Origin of the sequence: Peribacillus psychrosaccharolyticus ATCC 23296, assembly GCF_000305495.1 — a bacterium.
Classification (GTDB): domain Bacteria; phylum Bacillota; class Bacilli; order Bacillales; family DSM-1321; genus Peribacillus; species Peribacillus psychrosaccharolyticus.
Genome location: NZ_AJTN02000229.1, coordinates 28,297 through 45,206, shown reverse-complemented (window position 1 = coordinate 45,206; position 16,910 = coordinate 28,297). Strand labels below are relative to the sequence as shown.

At 38.7% G+C, this 16,910-nt stretch carries 24 protein-coding genes and 1 pseudogene; 22 read left to right on the top strand and 3 right to left on the bottom strand.

The features are described 5' to 3' along the window. The 9 genes from WYK_RS17735 to WYK_RS17695 form a co-directional block, all read left to right on the top strand. A partial coding sequence (locus WYK_RS17735; protein WP_152526500.1) for a processed acidic surface protein occupies positions 1 to 371 on the top strand: 371 nt, incomplete at its 5' end. A gap of 1 nt (position 372) precedes the next feature. Further along, positions 373 to 987, top strand: a complete 615-nt coding sequence (locus WYK_RS17730; RefSeq protein WP_040375790.1) for a class D sortase — start codon at positions 373 to 375, stop codon at positions 985 to 987. A 125-nt stretch (positions 988 to 1,112) separates the two neighbouring features. After that, positions 1,113 to 1,655 (top strand): RNA polymerase sigma factor SigY, encoded by a 543-nt coding sequence (gene sigY, locus WYK_RS17725; RefSeq protein WP_040375789.1) that lies wholly within the window; start codon positions 1,113 to 1,115, stop codon positions 1,653 to 1,655. Continuing rightward, a complete protein-coding gene (locus WYK_RS17720) occupies positions 1,645 to 1,956 on the top strand; it encodes a YxlC family protein (RefSeq protein ID WP_040375788.1) in 312 nt (103 codons plus the stop codon). Before sigY ends, WYK_RS17720 begins: the two co-directional genes overlap by 11 nt. Next, on the top strand, positions 1,953 to 2,186 hold the full coding sequence (locus tag WYK_RS17715; protein WP_040375787.1) for a hypothetical protein: 234 nt from the start codon (positions 1,953 to 1,955) through the stop codon (positions 2,184 to 2,186). Before WYK_RS17720 ends, WYK_RS17715 begins: the two co-directional genes overlap by 4 nt. After that, positions 2,179 to 2,379, top strand: a complete 201-nt coding sequence (locus tag WYK_RS17710) for a PLDc N-terminal domain-containing protein (protein WP_040375786.1) — start codon at positions 2,179 to 2,181, stop codon at positions 2,377 to 2,379. The genes WYK_RS17715 and WYK_RS17710 overlap by 8 nt, the downstream gene beginning before the upstream one ends. Next, positions 2,376 to 3,245: an ABC transporter ATP-binding protein gene (locus WYK_RS17705; protein WP_040375785.1), complete on the top strand. Its 870-nt coding sequence runs from the start codon at positions 2,376 to 2,378 to the stop codon at positions 3,243 to 3,245. Before WYK_RS17710 ends, WYK_RS17705 begins: the two co-directional genes overlap by 4 nt. Next, positions 3,242 to 4,012, top strand: a complete 771-nt coding sequence (locus WYK_RS17700; RefSeq protein WP_040375784.1) for an ABC transporter permease — start codon at positions 3,242 to 3,244, stop codon at positions 4,010 to 4,012. Before WYK_RS17705 ends, WYK_RS17700 begins: the two co-directional genes overlap by 4 nt. A 54-nt stretch (positions 4,013 to 4,066) precedes the next feature. Then, on the top strand, positions 4,067 to 4,549 hold the full coding sequence (locus WYK_RS17695; RefSeq protein WP_040375783.1) for a GNAT family N-acetyltransferase: 483 nt from the start codon (positions 4,067 to 4,069) through the stop codon (positions 4,547 to 4,549). 29 nt (positions 4,550 to 4,578) lie between these two features. On the opposite strand, the gene WYK_RS25005 is transcribed toward WYK_RS17695, so the two are convergent. Next, complete coding sequence (locus WYK_RS25005; RefSeq protein ID WP_161629154.1) at positions 4,579 to 4,800, bottom strand: hypothetical protein; 222 nt, start codon at positions 4,798 to 4,800, stop codon at positions 4,579 to 4,581. Positions 4,801 to 5,111: 311 nt separating this feature from the next. Between WYK_RS25005 and WYK_RS17690 the strand changes: the two genes are divergently transcribed. Next, positions 5,112 to 5,507 carry a hypothetical protein gene (locus tag WYK_RS17690; protein ID WP_040375782.1) on the top strand — a complete coding sequence of 132 codons (396 nt, stop codon included), beginning with the start codon at positions 5,112 to 5,114 and terminating at the stop codon, positions 5,505 to 5,507. Positions 5,508 to 5,510: 3 nt separating this feature from the next. Here the strand turns inward: WYK_RS17690 and WYK_RS17685 are convergent, their stop codons facing one another. Then, the gene (locus tag WYK_RS17685; RefSeq protein ID WP_040375781.1) at positions 5,511 to 5,720 is read right to left on the bottom strand and encodes a gamma-type small acid-soluble spore protein; all 210 of its coding nucleotides are present in this window, start codon (positions 5,718 to 5,720) and stop codon (positions 5,511 to 5,513) included. 220 nt (positions 5,721 to 5,940) lie between these two features. On the opposite strand from WYK_RS17685, the gene WYK_RS17680 reads away from it, so the two are divergent. The 11 genes and pseudogenes from WYK_RS17680 to WYK_RS17630 all read left to right on the top strand — a co-directional run bounded on the left by WYK_RS17680 (position 5,941) and on the right by WYK_RS17630 (position 14,803). Beyond that, on the top strand, positions 5,941 to 7,560 hold the full coding sequence (locus WYK_RS17680; protein ID WP_040375780.1) for a glycoside hydrolase family 43 protein: 1,620 nt from the start codon (positions 5,941 to 5,943) through the stop codon (positions 7,558 to 7,560). 37 nt (positions 7,561 to 7,597) lie between these two features. Beyond that, on the top strand, positions 7,598 to 7,894 hold the full coding sequence (locus WYK_RS25800) for a hypothetical protein (RefSeq protein ID WP_040375779.1): 297 nt from the start codon (positions 7,598 to 7,600) through the stop codon (positions 7,892 to 7,894). A 30-nt stretch (positions 7,895 to 7,924) separates the two neighbouring features. Beyond that, positions 7,925 to 8,617: a GntR family transcriptional regulator gene (locus WYK_RS17670; protein ID WP_040375778.1), complete on the top strand. Its 693-nt coding sequence runs from the start codon at positions 7,925 to 7,927 to the stop codon at positions 8,615 to 8,617. Between the two features lie 29 nt (positions 8,618 to 8,646). Further along, entirely contained in the window at positions 8,647 to 9,762 is a 1,116-nt protein-coding gene (gene uxuA / locus WYK_RS17665; RefSeq protein WP_040375777.1) for a mannonate dehydratase, read from the top strand. Between the two features lie 42 nt (positions 9,763 to 9,804). Further along, positions 9,805 to 10,047: pseudogene (locus tag WYK_RS17660) on the top strand (SDR family oxidoreductase); the annotation flags it as partial. An 8-nt stretch (positions 10,048 to 10,055) separates the two neighbouring features. After that, complete coding sequence (locus WYK_RS17655) at positions 10,056 to 10,400, top strand: alpha-glucuronidase family glycosyl hydrolase (protein ID WP_040375775.1); 345 nt, start codon at positions 10,056 to 10,058, stop codon at positions 10,398 to 10,400. Position 10,401: 1 nt separating this feature from the next. Then, the gene (locus WYK_RS17650) at positions 10,402 to 11,046 is read left to right on the top strand and encodes a DUF3658 domain-containing protein (RefSeq protein ID WP_051387645.1); all 645 of its coding nucleotides are present in this window, start codon (positions 10,402 to 10,404) and stop codon (positions 11,044 to 11,046) included. 89 nt (positions 11,047 to 11,135) lie between these two features. Then, positions 11,136 to 11,999 (top strand): AraC family transcriptional regulator, encoded by an 864-nt coding sequence (locus WYK_RS17645; protein WP_040375774.1) that lies wholly within the window; start codon positions 11,136 to 11,138, stop codon positions 11,997 to 11,999. Between the two features lie 56 nt (positions 12,000 to 12,055). Then, the gene (locus tag WYK_RS17640; protein ID WP_051387644.1) at positions 12,056 to 12,925 is read left to right on the top strand and encodes a cysteine peptidase family C39 domain-containing protein; all 870 of its coding nucleotides are present in this window, start codon (positions 12,056 to 12,058) and stop codon (positions 12,923 to 12,925) included. Positions 12,926 to 13,108: 183 nt separating this feature from the next. Further along, entirely contained in the window at positions 13,109 to 13,903 is a 795-nt protein-coding gene (locus WYK_RS17635) for a GNAT family N-acetyltransferase (protein ID WP_040375772.1), read from the top strand. 27 nt (positions 13,904 to 13,930) lie between these two features. Beyond that, complete coding sequence (locus tag WYK_RS17630; RefSeq protein WP_040375771.1) at positions 13,931 to 14,803, top strand: NAD-dependent epimerase/dehydratase family protein; 873 nt, start codon at positions 13,931 to 13,933, stop codon at positions 14,801 to 14,803. A 333-nt stretch (positions 14,804 to 15,136) separates the two neighbouring features. On the opposite strand, the gene WYK_RS17625 is transcribed toward WYK_RS17630, so the two are convergent. Beyond that, entirely contained in the window at positions 15,137 to 15,967 is an 831-nt protein-coding gene (locus tag WYK_RS17625) for a class I SAM-dependent methyltransferase (protein ID WP_040375770.1), read from the bottom strand. 170 nt (positions 15,968 to 16,137) lie between these two features. On the opposite strand from WYK_RS17625, the gene WYK_RS17620 reads away from it, so the two are divergent. Next, positions 16,138 to 16,896: a GTP pyrophosphokinase gene (locus tag WYK_RS17620; RefSeq protein ID WP_040375798.1), complete on the top strand. Its 759-nt coding sequence runs from the start codon at positions 16,138 to 16,140 to the stop codon at positions 16,894 to 16,896. The last annotated feature ends 14 nt before the right edge of the window (positions 16,897 to 16,910 follow it).

Below are 16,910 nucleotides of genomic sequence, written 5' to 3'. Positions count from 1 at the left end.
ACGGTGAAGAATCACCTATGTCACTTTCAGATTTAATGAAAATGGAAGAATTAACAGATGCTAACCTAAAAATAATGATCTACACGACTGATGGAAAGTTCTTAGCTGATCTTCTGATTACGAGCGATATGGTGGATTCTGAAACCATTACGAATGCAGGGCAACAAATGTATCACTCTGCTAATGAGGTATCTAAAACTATCGAAAAGGCACCAGCTCCAAGTAAAAAGAGAAATAAGAATCAAGAGGTTAAAACGGTAAAAGGAGCTAAACTTCCAAATACCGCTTCGGATTATTTGACTAATAGCCTTATAGGGTTGTTCATGATCTTATTAGGAAGTTTGATGTATCGAAAAGTCAGGAAAGCTTAACATGCAAAACAAAAAGCGAGTACTGCTAATCTCTTGTACATGTGTTTTGATTTTAGTTGGTATTTGGTTTTCTACAACGAATATGTATAAGTTTGCTAAAGGGTATCTTCTGTTCAAATCCCATAGTGCTAGTGGTGAAATGCAAGAACCAACTGAACCACCTGCAGATATCAAATCTACGGAAAAAGAGCTCTATCCGGTCCGGCCCAAAACGGGGGAGGAAATTGGAGAACTGTATATACCTAAACTAAATGCAACCCTTCCTATTTTCCATGGAACGAATGAGGATGAATTGGAGAAAGGTGTAGGGCACTTTGCAGATAGTGTCTTACCAGGTGAAAAGGATAATTCCGTTCTTTCCGGTCATCGAGATACCGTATTCCGTCGTCTTGGGCAAGTAGGGGAAGGAGATCTGTTGATTGTAAGAACATCGGCAGGCGAATTCACTTACAAAATTAACAAAGTTCGGATCGTGGATAAAGATGATCGCACGGTCATCGTTCCAAAACCACGTGCAACCCTGACGGTTAGTACCTGTTATCCCTTTACTTTTATAGGGGCTGCACCAGAACGGTATGTACTTGTCGCCTATTTGTCTTCAAAAAAAACTCAATAGTACATTAGAGAGTATCATTAGGTGAAACTAATGGTACTCTTTTTTAAAAAAAATTTTAAAAAAAGTGAACGTTTATCTAGTGAGGATCGTATTACTAGTAAGTCGGAAAAGTAGGAGGTTTACTTTTGAAGGAGTTTGAAGAACATCAGCTCATCACACTTGCTCAGCAAGGGGATGAAGCAGCATTTACTGCGCTTTTTCAACGGCATTATTCATTTATCTATAACTATTTAATTAAAATGACTTTTAATCCTATGATTGCTGAAGAGCTTCTACAAGAAACTATGCTGAAATGCTATCTTCAAATTACTTCTTTCAATCATCAGAGTAAGTTTTCCAGCTGGTTAATTACGATTGCTACTCGGACGTATATTGATTTATTGCGGAAAAAAAAGCGAGAACGAGGCTTATTCAAAAGAGCAGCGGATGAGCATTCTTCTGCACTAAAGTGGGAATTACAGCTGAACAAAGTCGACTTTAATGAAGTGATGGAGGCGATTTCCACATTAAAGCCATTGTATCGAATTCCTTTGCTGTTAAGGCACTATTATGGATTCACATATGCTGAAATCGGCGAAATCCTAAATTGTCACGAAGGTACCGTAAAATCTAGAGTCAATAAAAGCATAAAACTGGTTAGGAAGGAGATGCATGAAGATGAAGGTTGATGAAGAGAAGCAAATTAAAGAAGCATTTGAAAAAATCACTGAAGGAATAGAACGTTCAGCCCCCAACCTAGCGACATTATCAATGATGTTGAACAAGAAAAAAGCGGAACACAAGAAAAGGCTAAATAGAGAATTGATGTTTTTTATGCTGATCGCTAGCTTCTGCATTATCATTCTAACGTTAGTTTTAGCAAATGCACCTATTCTTTATATCGGCATTCAAGTTTTGGGAATCGTTGCCGTACCTTGTGTCATGATTTGGAAAAATAAAAAATCCAAGCAAGGTGATTCAGTCCTATGAACATAAATATAGAGAATCTTTCAGCAGAAAACCAACTTATCCTGTTTATAGCGATTGGACTATTATTACTTATTCAAAGTACATCTATCTTTATTTCTGCAAGAAGACATAATAAAAATCCCTGGTTTTGGGGGTTTATAGGTTTGTTAAATATTCCTTCAGGTGCTGTTTTCTATTATTTATTTGTCATTTATCCTGAGAAACGAAAGGGGCGTAAGAATAATGGATAATACCTTATTGATTCAGCTTTTAGTGCCTGTTATCATTTTACAATTAATTTTAGTCGTGACCGCGCTTGTAAGTTTGAAAAATACGGCGTATACAAATGGTCCAAAATGGCTTTGGGTTCTAATTATCCTTTTTTTCAATCTCATCGGACCGATAGTCTTCTTTATTTTTGGTAAAAGAGGACGGAGGACATGAGTTTCTATGTGAGGAACTTATCAAAAATATTTAATGATCAAGTGGTTGTAAATGATGTGAGTTTTGAACTGGAACACGGACGTTGTGTGGCCTTGATTGGTCCAAATGGCGCTGGGAAAACGACCTTATTGAAGATGTTAACAGGATTGATTGCATATAAACAGGGAGAAATCTCTTTTCAAAAAGCAAAAGAATGGAAGCAAGATATTGGCTTTTTACCACAGGTCCCCTTTTTTTATGAGTGGATGACCCCAGGTGAGTTTTTAACTTTTGTAGGTCGCTTATCCAAGATGGACGAAGATCTTTTATCTCGGAAAATAGAGGAAGTTCTTACCGCAACAGGCCTTAGTGAGGTAAGAAATAAGAAAATCCAAGGGTTTTCAGGAGGAATGAAGCAGCGACTCGGTTTAGCTCAAGCCATACTGCATGAACCTGCTCTTCTCTTTTTAGATGAACCCGTTTCTGCGCTTGATCCTGTTGGCAGACGTGAGGTTATGACCATTCTGTCTAATCTGAAAACAAAGACGACGATTCTTTATTCGACGCATGTATTGCATGATGCAGAAGAAATCAGTGATGATATTCTTTTGATGAAAAACGGAGAAATTATTTCACAAGGAACGCTGGAACAGTTACTATCACAGGCTTCCGACGTATTTGAAGTCGAAAGTGCATCCTCACTACCAGAAATGAATAATTTTACCATAAATTTGATTAGGCCTAATAAAGCAGAGGTCTCGTTTAAATCTATTGAAGAGAAAAAACAGTTTTTACAATGGTGTGTGGATCAAGATATCAACCTCGTTTCGTTTCAAGAAAGGAAACAAACGCTCGAAACGTTATTTATGGAAGCGGTGAAACCATGAGGGGATTTATTACTCTTGTTAAAAAAGAATATTTAGGTAGTATACGCAGTAAAAAAGTCATCTGGCTGCCCATCGTTTTTATGCTGATGACGCTCACCCAGCCGCTCACTCTTTATTACATGGAAGATATTTTGAAAATGGGCGGAGGGCTTCCAGAAGGATCTGTTTTACAAATGCCTGTACCAAGTGCAGAGGAAGTCATGGCTTCGGTCCTATCACAGTTGAATACATTAGGGGTTCTCGTCATAGTGATAGCGGTAATGTCAACAATCTCAGATGAACGAAAAAATGGATCGTTAACGTTTATCCTCACCCGGCCCGTATCTAGTTTGCAAATTGTTGGCAGTAAAACACTTGCCGAAGGATCGATAGTGGTTATCTCGTTTATCTGCGGTTATCTTTTATCCTATTATTATACGGTTATTTTGTTTTCTACGATTCCCATTCAACAAGTAATGGAAAGCATGCTTATTTATAGCTTATACTGCTTGTTCATTGTGGTCTGTGTCATCTTCAGCAGCGCCATATTAACTAGCAACGGAGCTATTGCAATCGTGAATATTTTGTTTTTCTCCGTCTTGTCAATTGCCGGCAGTTTGTTTTCGGAATTCCTAAAATGGAGCCCAACAGAATTAAGCAACCATGCCATGAATACCTTAATAGACGAATCGACCCACGGCTTAACTGGAAGCATTTTGGTAACAATCATCCTGATGATTTTATTACTTTTTGCAGGTGCACGTGCCGTTGACCAGAAACGAGTATGAGCTTTTTATCTTTCTAATCCAAAAATAATTAGTGTATTGGGAGAAGTGCTGCCGATGATCTACGAAATTAGTAAAGCGAGTATCGATAATAGGGAAACACTTGCGAACTTATTACAATTTTATATCTATGATTTTTCAGAGTTTATTGACGCACACGTTGAAGAAAATGGGAGATTCAGTGAGTATCCTTTAAAAGAATATTGGACAGAAAAAAACCATTTCGCCTATTTGATTAGGATCAATGGAAAGTATGCTGGCTTCGTTTTAGTAAAAAGTCTAGAAGCAGAAACTAGCACTTATTTTTCCATTGCTGAATTCTTTATTATGAAAAAGTATCGAAGAATGGGTGTAGGTAAATCAGTCGCTAAAGATATATTCCATATACATAGTGGGAACTGGCGAATTTTTCAATTGAAAAATAATGAACCAGCACAATTGTTTTGGAGAAACGTTATTAAGGAATACACAGGAGGACAATATACTGAACAAATAGAAGATGGAACAAGAATAATACAAGAGTTTATGAGTCATCAGTAGGCTTGTCCAATTTCATTTAGCGAGAAAGATTAGCTCCATTTTAACCAAAATGGAGTTTTTGTAATTTCAGTTAAGGAGGATGGGACAACGAGATACCCACATAGGTATTTATGATCAGTTGCGAAGCCGCCAGACAGGATTATGCCAGGTCCAGACGGGAATACATGGTACGTAGACGGGATTAAGCACGTACCAGACGGGAATACAGCATCCGCAGACGGGAATATCCGGTGAATCATGCAAAATAGCAAAGGGATACCCCCTAGTATGAGCGGGATCAAAAAAAGCGACTCATTTTTAAAAAAACCAGTTCATTGAGATACCCATTGGGGTATTTTTACCAGTCGCGAAGCAGCCAGACGGGAATACGTGGTTCGTAGACGGGATTAAACTATCACCAGACGGGAATAATGAGTAAATTACATCGATCCGCATGTTCAAGAGAGTGACTAAACAGATGTGGTTAGTTTGTTCATTGCTTTGGTTTCTATAAGTACTTAAAATGGGTGTATACCAATCAACAGTATGTTGATTGTCATTCTAAATGTGAAGGGTGATTGTTTTGAAAAAATCTTATATTATTATGCTTGTGTCGCTCTTTAGTGCTGTTGCAATGATGGCTTCGGCGTTTATATTAAATAAAGATGTGAAAGTGTATTTACCGATTTTCTTTGCTGTTGGTTTGGGATTAGCTCTTTTGCGTGTGTTTGTGAATAGCTCGATTAAGAAAATGAAAGGGAAGAGCTGGCTGACTAAGGTTGTATTCTTTGCCGTACTGCTTGGGTTAGGTTTGCCTTTTCAATCATGGTTTAGAAATAAAGTATTGTTTAGTATGGATTCCGAGTATTTAATGGCTAGCATTATTGTTATGGTTTTAGGTGTTGTGTTTATGACACCCTTCTTTAGTTATATGATGAACAAACTAAGAAGCAAGAGGACTGCTCCCAGCATCTTGTAAATATCAGTCGGTTGATTGTTGGTTCTGTTCTTTTACTTTTTCTATATTGGTGTCACTATAGATTGCCGTTCCACGTCCGCCAGTGGTTCTGGCTAGTAATTCTTGTACTTCTTTGTAGGACATTCCTGATCGTTCGTTTTGTCTTTTTACGGCATCAATATTTGTACCAGCGACTGTGAAGGTGTCTTCCGTTTGTTTGTCGTTTTCTCTCATATTGTCACTCCTTTAGTTTTATTATTTGTTATTTGTGTAAAACTACTTCTAACAATTATTACCTTGCGGGAGCTGATTCAGTCAGCTTCTTTTTTTAATATTCTGAAAAAAAGTGTTGCCAATTGGTAAAATTTTGATTAATATATAGGTAACTACCATACTAGTATGGTAGTTTAACAGGTTTTAAAATTTTTTTATCTTTAATGTAAGCGCTTTATAAATGAAGGAGGAATTAATTTTGATTCAGAATCCGATTCTTAAAGGGTTTAATCCAGATCCAAGTATTTGCCGAGTGGGGGATGATTATTACATAGCTGTTTCAACATTTGAATGGTTTCCGGGGGTACAGATTCATCATTCTAGGGATTTAAAAAATTGGCATTTGGTCAGCAGGCCGCTGAACCGCGTTAGTCAGTTGAATATGCTGGGAAATCCTGATTCGGGTGGTGTGTGGGCGCCTTGTTTAAGTTATTCTGATGGGCAATTTTGGTTGATTTATTCGGATATCAAGGTTGTGGACGGGAACACTTGGAAGGATGGACAGAATTATTTAGTCACATGTGATGAAATAGATGGAGAATGGAGTGAACCGATTTATTTAAACAGCTCTGGTTTTGATCCTTCACTGTTTCATAATGTGGACGGACGAAAGTATTTAGTCAATATGGTTTGGGATCAAAGAGGATATAATCATCGTTTTTATGGAATTGTCCTGCAAGAATATAGTCATGCGGAGAAGAAATTGATTGGCAAGCCGGAGATTATTTTTAAGGGAACAGACTGGGGATTAACGGAAGCGCCGCATCTGTACTTTATGAACGGCTATTATTATTTATTAACGGCTGAAGGCGGAACAAAATATGAGCATGCAGCCACAATCGCACGTTCTAAAAACTTGAATGGTCCCTATGAGGTGCATCCAGAAAATCCACTCATTACAACTTGGACTGATCTTCGAAACCCATTACAAAAAGCTGGACATGCATCGCTGGTGGAAACACAAAACGGCGAGTGGTACTTAGTCCACTTAACTGGACGGCCGATTCGAAAAGAGAAACCTGTGTATGAAAGAGGGTATTGCCCACTGGGACGGGAAACAGCGATTCAAGCACTTGAATGGCGGGATAACTGGCCATATGTAGTTGGTGGAAATACACCTTCATGGGAAGTAGAAAGTCCAGATCTTCTTGAAGAAAAGTGGGAAAAAGACTTTGAGACGAAAGATGACTTCAATTCAACTGTTTTGAATCACCATTTTCAAACACTGCGAATTCCTTTCAATGAAGAAATCGGTTCGCTGACAGAACGACCAGGTTATTTGCGCCTATACGGAAGAGAGTCATTACATTCCTTATTCACACAAGCTCATGTGGCTCGACGTTGGCAAAGCTTTTACTTTGATGCTGAAACGAAGGTAGAATTTAATCCAGAAAGCTTTCAGCAAATGGCAGGCTTAATTTGCTACTACAATACACAAAACTGGGTATACGCTCATGTTACGTGGAATGAAGAAAAAGGTCGAATCCTTGATTTAATGGTGTGTGATCGGTTTGCATCGAGTTTTCCGTTAGCCGAAAAAGAAATTCCTTTACCGGATGATTTGAAAGCGCTTTATTTAAAGGTTGAGGTACGAAAAGAGACCTTCCAGTTTATGTATTCATTTGATGGCACGGAATGGACTAATCTTTCCGAACCATTCGAATCCTATAAGCTCTCCGATGATTATATAAGTCATGGTGGTTTTTTCACAGGAGCCTTTGTCGGTATGCACTGTCAAGATACATCAGGGAGAAGACTTCATGCGGATTTTGATTATTTCAAGTATGAGGAAATTGAATAACAGCTTCAACTAATGAGAAGAGGAGGCAGAGGAGAAAGTGGAGGCGATTAGACAAGAACCTGTAGTTGAGGCCAAGATAAATAGCAAACCGGAAACGGCTAGAAATTTCAAACGAATATTGAAAGATTGGCAGTTGTATTCCCTGTTGATCTTGCCTATTATCTATTTGTTAATCTTTAAATATGGTCCAATGTTAGGATTTAGACGATTTATGCCTGGTGGCAGTATTTCAGAGACAAGGCGTTCATCGTGCTTATCTTATCTGATCAAAGGAATGTTCCCGCTTATTCCGGTTTATTCAATTGCTGAAGACCAGCCCTTTCAAATTATATAAAAGAAATGTGGTACATGAGGAGGGAAGCGAGTGACAGCCCGTCAGAATGTTCGTGGTTCAACAAGAGATTACTCTTATAACATTATTAGAAATAAAATATTAAGGTTAGAACTTGAGCCTGGAACTAAAATCTCTGAAAAGGAAATGGCGGATGAATTGAATGTAAGCAGGACACCAATCCGTGAGGCGTTTATGAAGCTAGCACAAGAAGAGCTGCTAGATATTATCCCGCAAAGCGGGACAGTAGTTTCCAAGATTAATCTGGAGCACGTAGAAGAGGGACGATTTATCCGCGAGAAGATAGAAAAAGAAATTGTTACGCTTGTATGCAGTAATTTTCCAGAAGATAATCGGTTTAAGCTGGAAAGTAATTTAGCGATGCAGAGACTCTGCTCTGATAAAAAGAACCTTCATAATCATCTATTCGATGAAGAGTTTTTCCAACTAGATGAGGAATTTCATCAAATTTTGTTTAGCAGCTGTGGAAAGGCTCGAACATGGGAAATGCTGCAAATGCTTAATAATCATTTTAACCGGCTGCGCTTGCTTAGGTTATCGTCTGACTCGAATTGGGAAATTATTATCTCTCAGCATCATGAAATATATCGATTGATTCTGAACCAGGATGTCGATCGTGCACGAAAGATTATGGAGGAACACTTGAATTTAGTTGTGATTGAACAGAATGAATTACGAAAAACCTATCCACAATATTTTATTTAACCTGGCAGATTAGGAAGGAAGTGTTGATCATGAAAGTTAATTTCAGATGGTTTGGTCATCAAAATGATAGCGTGTCCCTAGAGCATATTAAACAGATTCCAGGTATTAATGGAATCGTTGGTGCGTTATATGACGTACCCGTTGGAGAAGCTTGGCCGCTTGAAAATATTCTTGAGTTGAAGAATGAAATTACAAGCCGAGGGTTGAATTTAGATGTGATTGAAAGTGTGAATATTCATGAAGATATTAAACTCGGTCTGCCAACTCGCGAACTTTATATTCGAAATTATCAAGAAACGATTCGGAATTTGGCTAAAGCTGGCGTAAAGGTTATCTGCTATAACTTTATGCCGGTATTTGATTGGACCCGAACTGATTTGGCAAAGGAACTTCCTGATGGTTCAACGGTTCTCGCCTATTCTAAGGAACAGATTGAGAATAGTCATCCAGACCTAATCGTGGAACAAATGGAAAATGACTCAAATGGATTTTCATTGCCTGGATGGGAGCCAGAACGCTTAAGCCAGTTGAAATCGCTTTTTAATTTGTATAGCCAAGTATCAGAAGAAGATCTATTTGATAACCTCCGCTATTTCTTAGAACAAATTATCCCTGTTGCGGAAGAAGAAAATATTAGAATGGCGTTACATCCGGATGATCCACCGTGGAGTGTCTTTGGATTACCGAGAATTGTTACCAATAAAGAAAATCTAGAGCGAATTGTGAACATGGTAGATAGTCCTGCGAACAGTCTGACCATCTGCTCAGGATCACTTGGTGCAAATCCTAACAACAATATCCCGGAAATTTTACGCTACTTTTTAAAAAGGGATCGGGTTCCGTTTGTTCATATTCGGAATGTGAAAATCTATGAAAATGGAGATTTTGAAGAATCCTCACACCGCAGCAGTGATGGATCAATTAATTTATATGAAATTGTAAAAGCACTGCATGATTATGATTTCAAGGGGTATTTCCGCCCAGATCATGGTCGGATGATTTGGGGAGAAGTCGCACGACCGGGATATGGGTTATATGATCGGGCAATGGGAATCATGTACATTCTCGGCTTATGGGACAGTCTTGAACAAAGGAGTGAGAAGGAGAAGGCAGAAAGGAGCAGTGAAAATGTTACCAATCAATAAGAACCTTCAGGGAAAAAGTGGCTGTCATAACAGGCGGAGGCGAATGCGATAGCTCCTGGTTTCTTTCTAACCAAACAAAATGATGCTCTTTTGAAAAATGAGGACGGAACGAACACAGAACGTACAGACAAAATACTTGCGCAAACACCCATGAGGCGATTAGGCAGTCCAGAGGATTTACTAGGCACATTATTATGGCTGGTTGATGATCAGGCGAGCGGCTTTGTGACAGGGATTAGCGTTCCTGTTGACTGCGGATTTATGGATTATTCTGGTGTTTTATGAGGTAGAATATGGAAATGGATAAATGTTGGATCCGATATACAAGCAAGGCAGGGAGAAAAGCACTAGCTTTTCTTTCAACAATCGTAGTGCAGGAAACATCAGTAAATATAGCATCCGCAGTTGAGGAATTAGTAAATGGATTACGGTCCCTTTATGGTGTGGTTCCAGAAATACTTCCTGAAAAAACAGAAAACCCGCATCTATTCCTAACAACTATACAGAACCCGTCTTTTCCTCATGCCCTGGATAAGGACGCAATCGAACGGGAGTTGAACGAGGAAGGGTACGTGATTCAAACCCAATTGGTCCCATCTATACATTACATGAAGAAAGCGGCTGGAATCATAGGATAGAGTGTTTAAAAGTCGGCAGTTCTCTGTAAATGAACAAGACTTTCTTGATTTCAAGGAGCAAATTAGGCTTCTTCAGCTGGACATGACCATTTATATTTGGGCTGGGGAGAGTGCTCATGAACAAGTCGGATTGAGATATGCCCTTTATTTATTAAAAGAATGTCAGAATATAATCCTCATTCATACAACACAAGACTATACAAAACTATTTTATCGGCCTGATAGCCAAGTTACTTTTCTACATATGGGTGAAATGATTTCAGAAGACTTAGCGTTGATTTACGAGAAAAACAAAGAAAAGCGAGTCCTAACTCAGCAAGAGAGAAATCGATTTACTCAAGAATGGGAACGTCTTGCTGAATCTAATGACACATTGCGTATTAGGAAAGATAGTCACATACATAGTGTTGAAGAAGATTATTATGACTCGTTTATCATTAAAAAGGCGAAACAGCTCCATCGTAACCAACCCGTCAAAGATTTCTTGAAAAGTTCTTTGTTGGTTGGTGCTGTCATCTGTGATCTTGAACAGTATATCGGGGATAGTTTTATCGACTATCGCATAAAACAATTAATTAAGAGCGGAACATTCGAAATAAAGGGTAATCCAAAAGCAATGAGGTTTTACAGTATTAAAGTGCGCTGAAATATAGAGAAAATTCAGACGCAAGAGAGCAGAAACTGACAGGATTTAGACGTTAATGCTTGGTAGGATGTATACAAGGAGTGAGTGATATGGGTTGGCTTGAATCGATTATGAAAGCAATTGACTATATGGAGGAGCATTTACTAGAGGATCTCTCAATTGAAGAAATCGCTCGGCAAGCGAATGCATCTGCTTTTCATTTTCACCGGACATTTTCGATCTTAACAGATACTTCAATTGGGGAATACATTCGACGGCGGCGATTAACATTGGCTGCTCAAGAGCTATCCAAAACCAATTGCAAAATCATCGATTTAGCGTACAAGTATGGCTATGACACTCCCGAGGCTTTTTCAAAGGCTTTTCGACGCCAGCATGGAGTGAATCCCAGCGAAGCGCGAAAGTATATGGGAAGGCTGACATTCTATGAACGCTTGGTCATCCAAGTGAAATTGAAAGGGGCAGAACCAATGAAATACAATGTGTTGGAGAGGGAGTCTTTTACGGTAACAGGAATCAAGCGGGAATATTCGTTGAAAAATGGTGAGAATTTAAAAGGGATTCCGGTTATGTGGGATCAAGTGAATGCTGACGGCACAAGCGGTCGAATTGAAAAACTGATTAATGGTCAAATCAAAGGTCTCCTTGGTGTATGTGTCGATAAGCGGGGAGATGGTCAACAGGACGCAATTGATTACTGGATTGCAGCCGAACATCAAGGGAAACTACCAGATGGCTTTTCCTCTTTAACCATCCCTGCCTCCAAATGGATTGTCTTCGAGGTTCACGGTCCAATGCCTGAGGCAATGCAGAAAACATGGCAGCAAATCTTCACAGAATGGTTCCCGACAAGCGGATACCAACATGCAGGAACACCAGACCTGGAGGTGTACCCTGAGGACAATCCAGCCGCTTCAAACTATTACTCGGAAATTTGGATACCGGTTAAGTAAGCATGAGTTTCTATTATAAGGGGAACGGTGCGTATTGTTATTCAAGTTCGGTCTCAATGTTATTATCTGTAATGGGAGAGGATATATCACCATCATTAGTTGAGGTGACAACAGGATTTTCTTTAGGTGCATCATTAGAAAGAAATAATATGTTGTTTTTTGATAACGGATTAAGTAGTCCAGATAAAGGTGTGAATCTTGCTTTTAGGACACTAGGTTTTAGTGTAGTGGAACAAGCAAGTTCAATGGATGAGGAGATGCCAATTGAACGGTTAAAATGTGACTTGGAGGTGTCACCAGTTATGTTAGGGCCTCTGGATATGGGGCATTTAACCTATTTACCAAATCATCAGTTCTTAGGCGGATGTGACCATTATGTCCTTGTGGTGGAACTGAGAGATAACGAAGTATTAATACATGACCCTGCAGGATATCCGTATGTATGGCTTTCAGTGGAGCAATTAGAGAAGGCGTGGAAAGCAGAAAATATACCTTGGAGTAGTGGTGCGTATAGATATTGGAAAACACCCAAAAGAAGAGGATTTCCTTCCGATGATGAGATCTATGATCAATCAATTCAACTTTACAAAGATGCTTATGAGAAACAGCGCATTCAACCTAAATTTGGCGGTGAAGCAATTCTTCTTAAGGCAAAGCAACTACTAGATTCACAAATCTCCAATGAAGAAAAAGGTCATTTAACTCATTTTGCCTTTCCTTTAGGTTCAAGAAGGGCAATTGATTTTTCCCATTTTTTTAAAGAGCGAAACGGACTTCTATCATCCCTAAAAGAAGAACAAGCAAAATTGTTTGGAAAATGCTATACCTGTGCCGCTTCTCAAAAGTGGATAGATGTGGCTGCATCCTTACATTTACTTGCTGACACTGAATTTAAATTCGAAGAGACTCTGCTTAACGAAATGTAGCGAAAGATCATTCATAACTTATAAACGCCCTCAATCCTGGGGTGCGTTTTTTATATGTCTCTTCGATCTTGAGGAAGGAATGGAAGAACGATTTGGAAAGGTTGATTAAATTATCCTTTCTATTGGTTCTTTTTTACAGTAATATTATAGAATATTCGTATAATTAGATTAGGAGAGAGAATGATGATTAGACGGTTAACTAGTGCAGATCATGAAGTTTGTTTTAACCTTATTAAAAACCAGCGTGCCGAAAACCTTTTTATCATAGGGGATATTGAGGCGTATGGGTACGAGCAGGAGTTTCAGAAGGTCTGGGGAGAGTTTGATGATACGGGGGCGTTAGTCGCTGTCTTATTAAAATACGAAGATAATTATATTCCATATGCGCCTGGTGACTTTGATGTTGAGGGATTTGCGGAGATTTTACGCAAGGATCCGACCCTTAAGATGATGTCAGGTCTTAAACAGGTTACCGAAAAATTCGAACCTTATTTACTAGAAAAAAACCAAAGAAAAAGGCAGACTTACTATGCAAAGTGTACGAAATTGACTACAGATACTAAGACTGTTGATGTGTCAATTGTACAACAAGCAGTTCCTGACGATGCAGAGGATTTGATTGTCTTATTAAATTCTATCCCCGAGTTTAGTAATAATAAGATGACAGTAGAGAGAAAGAAGCGGGGATTCGAAGAAGGCGTTTCACGATCGTTCTTTATTAAAGAAGACGGTATCATGGTATCTACCGCGTCAACCGCTGCAGAAAACTCCTTATCAGCCATGGTTGTAAGTGTAGCTACACATACAAACTATAAGAAAAAGGGTCATGCAACTAAGTGTATGGTGAAACTATGTAGTCAATTACTGAGTGAAGAAAAAGAACTTTGCTTGTTCTATGATAATCCAGCAGCTGGAGCCATCTATAAGCAAATTGGTTTTGAAGATATTGGATTTTGGATGATGTATACATATCAGTAAAGATTGAAAAAGAAGGGGATGTGCGATATGAAGAAAATCTTAGTATTAGGCGGGACACGGTTTTTTGGTAAAAAATTAGTTGAGAGGCTCACTAAAGCTGGCCATGAAGTGACCATTGTTACCCGTGGTAAAAGTGAGGTTCCATTTGATTCACACGTTTCGCATATTAAAGTGGATCGTCTTGATGAAGCGGCATTTCGTGGAGCATTAGAAGGTCAATGGGATCTGGTCTATGATAATATTTGTTATTCACCGAATGAAGCTAAAGTCCTCTGCGAGATATTGGAGGGTAAGACTCAGAAGCTAATCTTCACATCGACACTTTCTACCTATGAAATAGACGGTCGTGTTAAGAAAGAGGAAGACTTTGATCCATTTCATTATGAAATTAAAATGGGAGATCAAACGGAATTTTCTTATGGCGAGGGTAAGAGACAGGCAGAAGCTGTGTTTTTTAAATATGCCTCGTTCCCAGTTGTGGCCGTTCGTTTTCCAATTGTGATGGGGGAAGAGGACTATACACGTCGTTTGCACTTCCATACAGAAAAAGTGAAAAAGGAAGAAGCAATGTCCTTTATCAATATGGATGCTAAAATGAGCTTTATTTTAGCAGCTGAAGCAGCCGAATTCTTAGAGTGGGCAGGGTTTTCTGATATTGAAGGTCCATTTAATGCGACAGCGAAAGGGGCAATCTCTTTGCGTGATTTACTATCATTAGTGGAGAAAGCGACTGGAAAACAAGCAATCATCACACTGGAAGAAGACAATGCAGTAGAGAAGTCTCCTTATGCCATACCAAATGATTGGTATATGACGCCTGAAAAGGCTGAAAAAGCAGGCTTTGAATTCAGTGAGTTGTCCTCGTGGCTCCCAGAATTAGTAGCGAAAATAGCGAAATAGCTTATTATACTCTCACTAAACTTGTGTGACATATAATTTTGTAGACAAAAGAGGTTCGGAATGGTTTCATTCCGAACCTCTTTTTAAATAGGCCTTTTACTTATAAGTTTAGAAAGTCAGTTGATTGAAGTGAAAGGCGTGAAGACTCCTGCGGGAACAGCGGGACAGGGGAGACCCCGCAGGAGCGTAAGCGATGAGGAGGCTCACCGCCCGCCCGCGGAAAGCGAAGCGCCTGGAATGGAAATCAACATCTTGATTTTAAAGATCTCACCCGAGTGTGTCTACAGTCTGAAGAAGTCACTTGTGTGACTTCTTTTTTTCCTCTTAACACGGTTACGTTGCTGTAAACGTATAGGTAGACATAGGGGATAGCTTGATTTTTTCAATGCTTGCTTTTAATAAATGGACTTCTGATTCAATAAGATAACGCAGTTTTTCAGGCATTTCAATCGCTGCTAATTCTTCTTGATAATCAGCTAATGTCATATGTACTTCCCAATCTGCATCTTGTAAATCAGGGGAATGGATCGATTGTTCTTTGATGACTTGCCACCCAGCTATTTTGGCAAGTTTCCGAATATCCTCGGGGGTAAACAGTGTGCGTACATTAGCCATGCTGTTTTTCTTGAAGGCTTCATATTGAGCTTGAATTAAAACAGCTAAAAAATGGGGGTATTGCTCAACGGAATTGATTGAGGTGTCCCATTCTGCAAAACAAAGCTGCTTTCCCCATTTTCTTAACATCTTTAACATCTTCGCTAATTCTTCAAAAGAACTTAAATACCATGAGCTATGTGATAGGACGATATAATCGAAATAATTGTCTGGAAACCTAAGTGGATCTGCTCCTATATCTGTCTCAAAATCAATCTTTATCTGGCTGCCGACTGCTGATTTTTGTAAAAAGGTATGGGACTCACCGATTGTCACTGGAGCTCCATAGTCAGCCGATGCGATATCGATTCCATGTACAAGTCCGTTCTCACCGGTTAGATAGGCAAGTACGGCGGTAGTGTCACCTTGTCCACAGCCTATCTCTAATATTTTACTGCCTTTTTTGATTCCCCATGTTTCAGCTAAGGTTAGCCGATGCTGTGTTTGGACTTTTTGAATTTTATTGGAAGAAGGCATACATGCAAGGATTTTCTCTAAGATTTGCTCCATTATTCCACTCCTTTTCCAAAAATTATACAATATTCTGTAAGTTGGTTAAAGGTATATTAAATTTTAAGTAAGCTAAAAGATATAGTAAAATATATGGGGAATGAAGAAACTAGAAGAAAATGTTCTTCTTTCATTATAAATCATATGCATGTCAGAAAGGCAGCGGTGTAATGAATTTTCCCATTGATATTTCTCAAGAAAGAATAAAAGAATTAAAGGTAGACTTTACTAGATTCAGGATGGCTTATAAGTTCGCCTTAGATGAAATGACAACGAAACTTAATATCTTAAATGAAGAATTTAGCTATATACATGACTATAATCCAATTGAGCATATTAGTACGCGCATGAAATCACCAGATAGTTTAATAAAAAAAGTCCTTAAAAAAAATATCCCATTATCGTTTGATCATATTAAAGATAATATAAGAGATATTGCTGGTATTCGTATTACATGTTCGTTTCGATCAGATATTTATCAAATTAGTGAAATGATCCAGTCACAACGGGATATAGAGGTTATCGATATAAAGGACTATATTACGAATCCCAAACCAAATGGTTATCGAAGTCTCCACTTAATCTTGAAGATTCCCGTTTTCATGTCAGATCGGGAAGAGTCTGTTTTTGTGGAAGTACAAATCAGGACCATTGCCATGGACTTCTGGGCTAGTCTAGAACATAAAATTTATTATAAATACAACCAGGAAGTTCCCGAAGAATTATTAATCGAATTAAAAGAGGCGGCTAAGACGGCATCAGATTTGGATAAAAAAATGGAAGACTTGCATAAAAAGGTCGCTGTCATTAAACAAGAAAAAGATGATTTAATCGGAGATGAAATGGTAAATATGATAAAACAAGTTTCCTTCCCTCAGATGTCAAACATGTTAAATGGGCTATTAACAGAGGATAAAAATAAATTGTGAAGGGATGAGTGGAG